The organism is Agrococcus sp. AC640b (assembly GCF_979255995.1).
Genome location: NZ_CEEDMM010000036.1, coordinates 1 through 11,381 on the forward strand (window position 1 = coordinate 1; position 11,381 = coordinate 11,381).

At 73.5% G+C, this 11,381-nt stretch carries 6 protein-coding genes; all 6 read right to left on the reverse strand.

Going from position 1 to position 11,381, the window contains the following annotated elements; translation table 11 throughout:
- Nucleotides 1-489: 489 nt before the first annotated feature.
- The 6 genes from ACZ6H8_RS13630 to ACZ6H8_RS13655 all read right to left on the reverse strand — a co-directional run bounded on the left by ACZ6H8_RS13630 (nucleotide 490) and on the right by ACZ6H8_RS13655 (nucleotide 11,365).
- Nucleotides 490-2,529, reverse strand: coding sequence for a DEAD/DEAH box helicase (locus tag ACZ6H8_RS13630; RefSeq protein WP_464147428.1), 2,040 nt, complete (start codon nucleotides 2,527-2,529; stop codon nucleotides 490-492).
- 75 nt (nucleotides 2,530-2,604) lie between these two features.
- Nucleotides 2,605-3,936 carry a DUF2510 domain-containing protein gene (locus ACZ6H8_RS13635; protein ID WP_464147429.1) on the reverse strand — a complete coding sequence of 444 codons (1,332 nt, stop codon included), beginning with the start codon at nucleotides 3,934-3,936 and terminating at the stop codon, nucleotides 2,605-2,607.
- A gap of 68 nt (nucleotides 3,937-4,004) precedes the next feature.
- Nucleotides 4,005-7,274 carry an efflux RND transporter permease subunit gene (locus tag ACZ6H8_RS13640; protein ID WP_464147430.1) on the reverse strand — a complete coding sequence of 1,090 codons (3,270 nt, stop codon included), beginning with the start codon at nucleotides 7,272-7,274 and terminating at the stop codon, nucleotides 4,005-4,007.
- Between the two features lie 166 nt (nucleotides 7,275-7,440).
- Nucleotides 7,441-9,489, reverse strand: a complete 2,049-nt coding sequence (gene acs / locus ACZ6H8_RS13645; protein WP_464147433.1) for an acetate--CoA ligase — start codon at nucleotides 9,487-9,489, stop codon at nucleotides 7,441-7,443.
- Complete coding sequence (locus ACZ6H8_RS13650) at nucleotides 9,480-10,346, reverse strand: ABC transporter permease (RefSeq protein WP_464147432.1); 867 nt, start codon at nucleotides 10,344-10,346, stop codon at nucleotides 9,480-9,482. Before ACZ6H8_RS13650 ends, acs begins: the two co-directional genes overlap by 10 nt.
- A complete protein-coding gene (locus ACZ6H8_RS13655; protein ID WP_464147434.1) occupies nucleotides 10,343-11,365 on the reverse strand; it encodes an aliphatic sulfonate ABC transporter substrate-binding protein in 1,023 nt (340 codons plus the stop codon). Before ACZ6H8_RS13655 ends, ACZ6H8_RS13650 begins: the two co-directional genes overlap by 4 nt.
- Nucleotides 11,366-11,381 lie beyond the last annotated feature (16 nt).

Consider the following 11,381-nt stretch of genomic DNA (forward strand, 5'->3'; position numbering starts at 1 on the left):
GACATTGTGCACGCTGTTGAGTTCTCAAGGATCGGACGCTCACGACCGCACCCTCACGGGATTGCATCGAGGCCCTGAAGTCGCCCCGCGAATCCTCGCGAAGGCAACCTGTGAAACCTACCACCTTCTGCGATCCGGAGCAAGTCCGGCGCGTCTGGAGCCCTTGCGGTCCGGCGCCATGCGTCGAGTGGTGCTCCACCGAGCGAGCGACGGCAACGAGGTACGAGACCTGCTGGCCGGCTCTGGGTGGAGGTGGCCCCCGCTTGAGGTCCTGGCCCTTCCGGGCCGGGCACCTTTGGGGTGACGAGGAGCAACATTACGTGTGGCGATCCCCCGGCGACGAATCGGCTGCATCCCGGGCGTGTCAACCCCCTCGCGCCAGCGCTCCCGTGGTCGCGTTTCGCAGGCGATCAGGGGGGTCGGAGGGGTATCTTCCCTCGAGCCCTTCCGATCGCCTGCGAAACGCAACCACGGGCGGGTGGTGCGGGGCTAGCGACGCTGCGCGAGGCCGATCATCGCGAGCACGTCGTCCGTCGTCGAGACGGGCACCATGGGCGCCTCGATCTCGGCGCGCTCGAGCAGCTCCTGCATCCGCGGTCGTCGCGACGGGGCGATGACCGTCACCACGGTGCCCTGACGCCCGGCCCGACCCGTGCGACCGGAGCGGTGCAGGTACGTCTTGTGCTCGTCCGGCGGGTCGGCCTGCACGACGAGGCCGACGCTGTCGATGTGGATGCCGCGCGCTGCGACGTCGGTGGCGACGAGCACGTCGATGCGGCCGCGCTGCAGGTCGTCGAGGTTGCGCTGCCTGCGGGCCTGCGTGAGGTCGCCGTGCAGGCTCGCGGCCCGGATGCCTGCGGCATCCATCTGCTGGGCGAGCCGTTCGGCGTAGACGCGCGTGCGGGCGAACACCACCACGGGGCCTGCCGCGAGCGCGAGCTGCTCGAGCACGGCGTCCTTGTCGTAGCGGTCGACGACGAGCACGTGGTGGTCGATCGTGCCGGAGGCCTGATCCTCGCCCTCGACCTCGAGCACGGCGGGGTCGCGCAGGAACTCCTTCGCGAGCGCGGAGACCTCCTTGTCGAGCGTCGCCGAGAACAGCAGCTTCTGGCTGTCGGGTCGCGTGCGCCGCAGGAGTCGCTGCACCGGCTCGAGGAACCCGAGCTCGCACATGTGGTCGGCCTCGTCGAGCACGGCGACCTCGACGCGGCCGAGGTCGAGCAGCCGCTGCTCCACGAGGTCCTCGATGCGGCCGGGGGTGCCGACGAGGATGTCGACGCCGCGCTCGAGCGCGCGCTCCTGCGGCCCCTGCCGCACGCCGCCCACGATGGTGGTCGTGAAGATGCCGACGGCCTTGCCGACGGACTGCGTCACCTGGTCGATCTGCATCGCGAGCTCGCGCGTCGGCACCAGGATGAGCGCTCGCGGCGGGCGCCCGACGGTGCGGCCGCCCTCGGGTCGAGAGCGCAGCAGGTGCTCGACGATGGGCGCGACGAACGCGATGGTCTTGCCGGAGCCCGTGCGCCCGCGGCCGAGCACGTCGCGACCCGTGAGCGCCTCCGGGATCGCGGCTGCCTGGATGGGGAACGGCGCGGTGGCGCCGAGGCCTCCGAGCGCGCCGACGATGCCGGCGCCGAGCCCGAGGTCGGCGAAGTCGACGCCCTCGACGGCCTGCGACACCGCCGTGGCGTCGAGGCGCTCGTGGACGACGTCGTCGGATGCGCCCGGCTGGGCTGCACGCGACGGGTAGTAGGTGGCGTCGATGCGGCCATCGGGACGTGCGCGGTCGATGCGGGGCGCACGGTCGTCGGGGCGACGCTCGGGGCGGTGCTCGCCACGGGGGCGGGCACCGCGGTCGTCGCCGACGGAGCGACCGACGGGACGCTGGCGGTCGCCACCACGGTCGTCGCGCCTGCGGTCGCCGCCTCGGTCGTCGCGCTGACCACCCGCTGCCGAGCCTGCGCGTCCGCCGCGCAGGTCGCGGTACGACGTGCCCGCCTCGGGGCCGCGCGGCCTCGCCGCACGGTCGCGGGCGCGGTCACGGATGGGGTCGCGTCCGGCTGCGCGGCGCTCGACATCGGCACGACGGCCTTCGCGGTCGCCGCGCGGCGCCTGCCGCTCGCCGCCGCGAACGCGGCCCTGCACGCCGCCGTCGCGGTCACGATCGCGGTCGCCGGCGGTGCGTCGTGCGCGGTCGCCGTGGGGCCAGCGGTCGTCGCGCCTGCCGCGCTCGTCGTAGCCGCGCTCCTCGGAGCGCTCGACGTTGCGCTGCCACCGCGACTCCTTCGTGCGCGGCTCCCAGCTGGGACGCGAGGGATCGCGCTCGTCGCCTCGGCGTCCGCCCGCGCGGCCGTCGGCCTGGCGCCCTGCGCCCTGGCGCCCCGCGCCCCGACGATCCGCTCCCTGGTGCCCTGCGCCCTGACGACCCGCGGCCTGTCGACCTCCGGAGCGTCCTGCGCCTGCGCGACCGCCCGCCGATCGGTCGTCGTCGCCGCGGCGGCGGTCTGGCTCTCGCTGCGGACGGGGCATCGTGCTCGCTCTCGGATCCGGTCGCGGGCTCGGGATGCCGTGCTCGCGTGGAGTCTCCACGCTACGGCATGCCGCTCAGACGGGATCGTGCTCGCGACGCCCCTGACGCAGCACCGACGCGGTCCACCGCTCGCCGTCGTGCCAGCGCACGTCGGAGCGGCCATACGGATCCGCGTACCACCCCTGCTGCGGGCGCGCCTCTGCCTCGTGGCGTTCGCGCTCCGCGCGCGCGAACGACTCGAACTCGTGCGGCGTGGGGATGGGCGGCGCAGAGCGATCGCCGTCGACGCGGTCGCGGCCGTAGACGTCGCGACGCACGGCGGGCTGATGCCCGAACGCGGGCGGTTGCGGCTGGCCAGCCTGCTGCTGCGAGGCGCCCTGCCCGAAGGCGGGCGGGGGGCCCGGCGGCTGCTGCGCGGGCTGATGCGGAGCGGGCTGGTGCGGGGGCGGCTGGTGGAGCGCCGGTCGCTGCGGCACGATCGGCTGCTGCACGCCGGGCGCGAATCCCTGGCGCGGCGGCGGCTGCTGCGGCGGCTGCTGCTGCGGCTGCTGCTGCGGCTGCTGCTGCGGCTGCTGCTGCCGAGGCTGCCGAGGCTGCTGCGGCGGCTGCTGCTGCGGGGGCTGCGGCATCCGCTGCACGGGAGCCTGCCGCTGCGGCTCGTGCAGTCCAGGCGACTGCTGCAGGTGCTGGGGCTGCTGCCACGCCTGCTGCTGCGATGGCTGCTGGATGGGCTGCTGCGCGGGCGGCGTCGGCTGCCGCGGGCCGGACTGCGGCGGCGCACCCCAGGTCGGCACCCGCGCGAGCGGCGGTGCCGCGGGCTGCTGCTGCGGCGCACCAGGCTCGACGACGGATCCCTGCACCTGCCCGAACGTCGGCGCGCTCGAGGGCGCCCCCACGATGGGCACCGAGCCCGTCGACCCGATCGCGGGGCCCACGGGCGGCACCGACGGCTCGGGCGACGCGGTCTGCTGGCCCCACGGCTGGTCGCCGCGCTGCGGCGCCTGCTGCGCTGCCGCCGGCTGCGGCGCCTGCTGCACACGCTGCTGCTGCCCCGCACGCGTGAGGTCGCGACGGTCGCGCGCCGCGTAGTACGCCATCGCCGCATCCGCCGGCCACTGTCCGTCGACGTGCAGCGACGACGCGGTGCCGGGGGTGGACGGTGGCGCGAACGACACGCGCGTGCCCGTCTCGGGCAGCACGCGCACCGTGACGACGGCGCCCTCGTTGCCGCCGGCGACGGGGGCGACGGTGATGGCGACGCGGTGGTCACCAGGCGGCACCTCGAAGGTGACGTCGCCCCAGTCGAGGCGCGCGACGAGCCCCGAGACGTCGATCGTCGGGGGTTGCGCGAAGAGGTCGGCACGGCCGCCGGGCGGCTGGCTGTGCACGATCAGGTAGCTGGGCATGACGTCCTCCACGAGACGGACGAGAGACAGTGAACCAGTCTGGCTGGTGCGCAGGCTGTGAAGGGCCTCTACGCGCCGCGCGTCGCGGTGCCGACGGCGCCCGCGTCCCCCGCAGCCGCCGTCTGCAGCTGCGCGCGCACCTCGGCGCGCGTCGCACCGCCGCGCCGCACCCGGCGCCGCTCGAGCCCGCCCTCGACGACGAGGTAGAGCGCCGGCAGCACGACGAGCGTCAGGAGCGTCGACGAGATGAGCCCGCCGATCACGACGATCGCGAGCGGCTGCGAGATGAATCCGCCGTGGCCCGTGATCCCCAGCGCGAGCGGCACGAGCGCGAAGACCGTCGCCGCCGCCGTCATGAGCACGGGACGCATCCTGCGCTCGGCGCCCTGCAGGAGGGCGTCGCGCACCGACCTCCCTCGATCGCGGTACTGGTTCACGAGATCCACGAGCACGATCGCGTTCGTCACGACGATGCCGACCAGCATGAGGACGCCGACCATGGATGCGACGCCGAGCGGGATGCCGGTGACGAGCTGCAGCAGGATCGCGCCGGTGGCGGCGAACGGCACCGACACGAGCAGCAGCAGCGGCTGGAGCAGGCTCTTGAACGTCGCGACCATGACGACGTAGACGAGCAGCACGGCGATGAGGGCTGCGATGCCGAGCTGCGTGAACGCGTCGGCGATGTCGCTCGCGGCGCCGCCGACCGTCGCCGAGGCGCCGTCGGCGAGGTCGAGCTCGTCGACGGCATCCTGCACGGCGCCGCCCACCCCCGCGACGTCGACGCTCGAGGGCGTCACCGTGACCGAGGCGGTGCGCGTGCCGTCGAGCGTGGCGATGCTCACGGGTCCGAGGGTCTCGTCGACGTCCGCGAGATCGTCGAGCGGCACGACGCCGAGCGCCGTCGGCACGGGCACCTGCCGCAGCTCGTCGAGGGTCGTCACGGTCTGGGCCGGCGCGAGGTAGATCGTCACGACTGCGCCGTCGAGCTGGATGTCGCCGATCGGCAGCGGCTGCATCGCCTGCGCGACGATCCCCGCGACCGCGACCTCGCTGAGACCCGCGTCGGATGCGGCGGCGCGATCGATGGTCACCTGCACGATCGGCTGGGCGTCCTCGAGGCTGTCGGTCGTCTGCGCGACGCCGTCGAGGTCCTCGACGGCGGCGAGCACCGCGTCGGTGGCGGTCTGGAGCTCGCCCTCCGAGGGTGCCTGCACGTCGACGGTGATGTCGCTGCCGCCGAAGCCGCCGCCACCGCCCGCCGCGACGGTCCCGTCGCCGGGCTGCTCGGCGAGCACGTCGCGGAGCTCCTCCGTCAACGCGGCCACGTCGGAGCCCTCCTCGGCGGTGATCGCGTACGAGATCTCCCCCGTCCCGCTGCCGCCGAAGCCGAAGCCCGCCAGCGCGCTCGCACCCTGCGAGACGGTCGTCTGCACGATCTCGACGCCGTCGAGGCGCTCGATGGCGGCGCTCGTGGTCTCGGCCGCCTGGAGGCGCACGTCGAGCGAGGCGCCTGGCTCGAGCTGCTGCGAGGCGTTCACGGTCGTCTGCCCAGAGTCGCCGAGGAAGTTGACGGGCAGCAGGAACGCCACCGGCACGCTGCCGCCGAAGACGACGGCAGCGCCCGCGAGCACGGCGACCGGGTGCCGGAGCACGCGTTCGACGATGGACCGGTATCCGAGGCGCAGCCTGCCGGCCTCGTCGTCGGTCTCGAAGGCGCGATCCTCCGCCGACGGCATCGGCGCGGACTGCTGCACCGGTGCGGGGGCGCGACGACGCAGCAGCCGCTGCAGCAGCGTGCGACGCGCGACCGCGTGTCGCGCAGGCGCAGCGGGCGCGGCCGCAGCGACGGCCGGCGCGGACGCGGCGGGCGATCCCACCGGCGGTCGGAGCATCCAGTAGGCGAGCACGGGCACGATCGTGAGCGCGACGACGAGAGACGCGAGCAGCGCGATGGCCGTCGTGAGCGAGAACGGCCGGAACAGCTCGCCGGTCACGTCGCTCACGAAGGCGAGCGGCAGGAAGACGACGACCGTCGTGACCGTCGATGCCGTGATGGCGCCCGCGACCTCGCGGACGGCATCGAGGATCGCGCGCATGCGCGTCGGGGCGAAGGTCAGGTGTCGCTTGATGTTCTCGATCACGACGATCGAGTCGTCGACGACGCGACCGATCGCGATCGTGATGGCGCCGAGCGTGAGGATGTTGAGCGTGTAGCCCGTCGCCGTCAGCCCGATGAACGTGATGAGCAGCGACGTGGGGATCGAGATCGCCGTCACGAGCGTCGCGCGCACGGACATGAGGAAGATGAGGATGACGAGCACGGCGAAGGCGAGGCCGAGCGCGCCCTCGGTCGCGAGCGCGTCGATCGACTGCTCGATGAACGGCGCCTGGTCGAACACGACTGTGAGCTCGACGCCCCCGAGGCTCTCCTCGAGCTCCGGCAGCAGCTCGCGCACGAGCTCGGAGACCTGCACGGTGTTCGCCGACTGCAGCTTCGTGATCGAGATCGAGATGGACTGCTCGCCGTTGACGATCGAGACGGACGAGGCCGGATCGGACTCGAGCGCCACCTGCGCCACGTCGGCGATCGTGGAGCCCGGTGCGACGGGCAGCGCCGAGATCTCGTCGACGGCCGCGAGCGTCGAGCCGATCTGCACGCTCAGCGTGTCGCCGTCCTCGGTGATCGTGCCGCCGGGCACGAGCACGCCGTTCTGGTCGAGGACGTCGCCGATGGACTGTCTCGTGAGCCCCAGGCTCGCGAGCGCCTGGTCGTCGGGGGTGATCGTGACGCGCTGGCCCTCGGCTCCGGCGATGTCGGCGCCGCGGACGCCCTCGAGCCGCTCGATCGCGGGCAGCACGACCTGCTCGAGGCGGTCGACGAGCGCAGCCTCGTCGTCGCCGCGCGGCACGGCGAGCTGGATGATCGGCAGGTCCGAGATCGAGCCGGTGAGCACCGTGGGAGCGACGTCCTCCGGCAGCTGCGACGCGATGCGGTTCACCGCCTGCTGCACGCGCTGCTCGGTCGTCGCGAGGTTCACGCCGTACGTGAATGCGGCGACGACCGTCGACGATCCCGTCGACGACGTGCCCGTCGTCGTCTCGAGCCCCGGCACCGACTGCAGCGCATCCTCGATGGGATCGGTGACGTCGCTCGCGACGATCTCGGGGCTCACGCCCGGGTAGGGCGTCACGACGACCACCTGCGGCAGCGTGATGTCGGGGATGAGCTCCGTGCGCAGACCCGTCAGCGCGATGCCGCCGAAGATCGCGACGCAGACGGTGACGAGGGCGATGAGCGCGCGGTTGGCGAGGCTCGCGACGGACAGCAGATGCACCCTGCCATCTTCCTCTCCTCCACCTGGGTACGGCGTCGTCCCGTGGTACCCCCTCGGGCAGGACCCTGCGCAGGCATGGGCGGCGAGATGCGCACGACAGCGGCACGCCGCGGCCCCCAGGGGGCTCGGCGATCCGCACAGCGGCACATCTCGCCGCGCCTGCGCGTCAGACGCCGCCGTGCACCACGGCGCGGATGCGCTCCGGCACCGTCTCGTCGGTGAGGGAGGTCGTGTCGCCGAGCGGTCGCCCGTCGAACACGTCGACGAGCAGACGGCGCATGATCTTGCCGGATCGGGTGCGCGGCAGGTCGGGCACCACGACCACGTGGCGCGGCTTGGCCACCGGCCCGATCGCCTCGGCGACGTGGTCGCGCAGTGCGCGGGCGAGCTCGTCGAGGTGCGCGTCACGGCCGCCGACGCCGGGCTCGTGGCCGCGCGAGGCCGTCACGAACGCGCAGATCGAGTGTCCCGTCACGGCGTCCTCGACGCCGACGACCGCAGCCTCGCCGACGGCCGGGTGGGCGACGAGCGCCGACTCGACCTCGATGGTCGACAGCCGGTGGCCAGAGACGTTGATGACGTCGTCGACGCGGCCGAGCACCCAGATGTCGCCGTCCGCATCCCACGCGGCGCCGTCGCCCGAGAAGAACGCCCCCTGCTGCCAGAACCGCGACCAGTAGGCGTCGCGGTAGCGCTCCGGATCGCCCCACACCGTGCGGGCGAGGCCAGGGCCAGGTCGATCGACGACGAGGTAGCCGCCCTCGCCGAACGGCACGGTCTCGCCCTGCTCGTCGACGATGCGCGCCTCCACGCCCGGCAGAGGCCTCGTCGCTGAGCCCGGCTTCAGGGTGGATGCCCCCGGCAGCGGCGCGAGGATCGCTGCCCCCGTCTCCGACTGCCACCACGTGTCGACGATCGGTGCCGTGCCCGCTCCGACGTGCTCGCGGAACCACATCCACGCCTCGGGATTGATGGCCTCGCCGACCGAGCCGAGGAGGCGGATGGTCTGCAGATCCCACTCCCCCGCATCCGGCCCGGAGGCGAAGCCGTCGGGGAACCACGTCATGAGCGACCGCACGAGCGTCGGCGCCGTGTAGTAGGTGGTGACGCCGTAGCGCTCGATGATCTCGAGGTGCCGCCCGCGATGCCCCGCGTCGGGCGTGCCCTCGTAGAGCACCTGCGTCGCACCGTTCGACAACGGACCGTAGATCGCGTACGTGTGCGCCGTCACCCACGCGAGGTCGGCGGTGCACCAGTGCACGTCGGTGGGCTTGTGGTCGAACGCGGCCCAGTGCGTCCACGACGCCTGCGTCAGGTATCCGCCGGTCGTGTGCACGAGGCCCTTCGGGCGGCCCGTCGTGCCGGAGGTGTAGATGATGAAGAGGGGATGCTCGGCGTCGAACGCCTGCGGCACGTGCACGTCGGAGGCGGCCCCGAGCGCCTCGTGCCACCACACGTCGCGCCCCTCGGTCCACGGCGTGTCCGGGGTCAGCTCGCCCGTGCGGCGCACGACGAGCACGTGCTCGAGCGACGCGACGCCCTCGGCCGCGCGGTCCATGCGCTCCTTCACGCCCACGGCCTCGCCTCGACGGAACTGCCCGTCGCTCGTGACGAGCACCCTCGCACCCGTGTCCTCGAGGCGGAAGCGCACGGCGTCGGCGCTGAAGCCGCCGAAGACGAGCGAGTGCACGGCGCCGATGCGCGCGATCGCCAGGGTGACGACGAGGGTCTCGACCAGCGGCGGCAGCACGACGACGACGCGGTCGCCCGGCTCGACGCCCAGCGCCGTCAGCGCGTTCGCCGCGCGCGACACCTCGCGCTGCAGCTCGGCGTAGGTGACGGTGCGCCGGTCGCCTGGCTCGCCCTCGAAGTACGTCGCGACGCGGTCGCCGAGCCCCGCATCCACGTGCCGGTCGACGCACTGCACCGCCGCGTTGAGCGTGCCGCCTGCGAACCACGTCGCAGCGGGCACCGAGAGCTCTGGCGTGCCGTCGTCGTTCGTGGCGCCCGTCGGCTCGGCAGGCTGCCACGTGCGCACCGTGCGCCACGGGGTCGCCCAGTCGAGGCGGCGCGCGGCGTCCGCCCAGAACGCATCGGGGTCGGCCGCGGCCGCATCCCACACGCCCTCGTCCACGTTCGCGTGCTCCGCGATCGCCGCGGGCGGCGGGAACGACCGGGTGTCGAGCCGCAGGGCGTCGAGCGCGCTCACGACCAGCGCCTCGCCGCCCACCGCTGCACGAGGGCGAGCCCCGCATCGGTGAGCTTGCCCAGCACTGCCAGCAGGATGATCGCGAGCAGGATGTGGTCGACGCGGCCGTTCGACTGCCCACGCGACAGCAGGAACCCGAGCCCCATCGACGCGCCGAGCAGCTCGGCGGCGACGAGGAACAGCCACGCCTGCACGAGCGCGAGGCGGAGGCCCGTGAACACCGCGGGCAGCACGGCAGGCAGCTGCACGGCGAGGAACGTGCCGATCGTGCGGCGACCGAACGCACGCGCTACCTCGACGAGGTTCCTGTCGACGTGCGCGAGCGCGAGCGAGACGGTGGTGAAGACCGGGAAGAAGGCGCCGATCGCCACGAGGATGACCTTCGACTGCTCGCCGATCTGGAACCAGACGATGAGCAGCGGCACCCACGCGAGGCTCGGCACGGCGCGCACGATGCCGAGGCTCGGCGACAGCAGCGAGTCGAGCAGCCGCGACAGGCCCACGACGCCGCCCACGACGAGGCCGAGCGCGGCACCGGCTGCGAAGCCGACGAGCACGCGTTGCAGCGAGATCGCCGCGAACCGGCCGAGCTCGCCGCGCTCGGCGAGGTCGAGCGCCGCCTGCCACACCGCGAGCGGGCTCGCGAAGCGGAACGGCGGCACGATCGCCGCACCCGGGATCGTCAGCGCCCACCACACCACGAGGAGCACGACGGGGATGAGCGCGCCGAGCGCGACGCGCACGCTCGCGCGGTCGAGCGCGCCGACGCGGGGTCGGCGTCGCGCGCGCAGGCGTGCGGCGTCGAGCTCGGCCTCGACCGTCACGGGGACCGAGGGCGTCGCGAGCAGCGTCGGCTCGGTCATCCGGCGTCGACCGCCTGCTGCGCGAACTGCGGGGCGAGCAACGACTCGAGCGCTGCGTCGATGGCGTCCTGCGAGGCGACGTCGCCGATCTCGACCTGGATGGCGCCGATGGGCTCGAGCACGCGCAGCAGCTCGTCGCCGGGCACGCCCGACACCTCGAGCCCCTCGCGCTGGTCGATGACGACCTGCGCGACCGACGGCTCGATCGCGGCCGCGTCGGCGAGCAGCTGCGCCATGTCGTCGGGGTTGGCGAGCGCCCACGCACGTGCTCGCTCGTAGAGGTCGACGACGGTCTGCACGAGCTCCGGGTCGGAGGCGATGATCTCCTCGGAGGCGTTGAGGACCGAGAAGGAGTTGAGCGACAGGTCGGTGGCGAGGATCGTGGCGCCCGCAGCCTCCGCCGTGGCGGTGATCGGGTCGAGGCCGGCCCACGCATCCACGGAGCCGCCCTGCAGCGCGGCCCAGCCGTCGGCGTGCGCGAGGTTCTCGACCGTGACGTCGTCGATCGACAGACCGGCCTGCTCGAGCGACTGCACGAGGAAGAAGTACGGGTCGGTGCCGAGCGCGGCGGCCACGGTGCGGCCCTCCAGGTCCTCGACGGATGCGATGTCGGAGCCCTCCGGCGTGACGATCGACGCCCACTCGGGCTGCGCGACGACCGACACGATCTGCTGCGGTGCACCGTTCGCGCGGGCCAGCAGCGCCGCGGAGCCCGCGGTCGAGCCGAAGTCGATCGCGCCGGCGCGCAGCGCCTCGTTCGCCGCCGACGAGCCGAGCGACTGCACCCAGCTCACGTCGTAGCCCTCGTCCTCGAGCCATCCCTGGTCGCGGATGACGATCGACAGCGGGTTGTACGTCGCCCAGTCGATGTCGACGGTCGTCGTCGTGCCGTCGCCTGCGGCGCCGGACTCGGCGGGGGCGTCCTCGCCTGCGACGCAGCCGGTGAGCGCGAGCGCGACGACGGTCGCGCCCGCCGCGAGGGCGGCGAGACGAGAGGGGTGGGGAGCAGAGCGTGCCATGGGGATCTTCCGGTAC

What these genes read in the sequence shown, in the direction of transcription:
- ACZ6H8_RS13630 (WP_464147428.1), bottom strand. Translation starts at nt 2,529, where the DNA reads ATGCCCCGTCCGCAGCGAGAGCCAGACCGCCGCCGCGGCGACGACGAC.
- ACZ6H8_RS13635 (WP_464147429.1), bottom strand. Translation starts at nt 3,936, where the DNA reads ATGCCCAGCTACCTGATCGTGCACAGCCAGCCGCCCGGCGGCCGTGCC.
- ACZ6H8_RS13650 (WP_464147432.1), bottom strand. Translation starts at nt 10,346, where the DNA reads ATGACCGAGCCGACGCTGCTCGCGACGCCCTCGGTCCCCGTGACGGTC.
- ACZ6H8_RS13655 (WP_464147434.1), bottom strand. Translation starts at nt 11,365, where the DNA reads ATGGCACGCTCTGCTCCCCACCCCTCTCGTCTCGCCGCCCTCGCGGCG.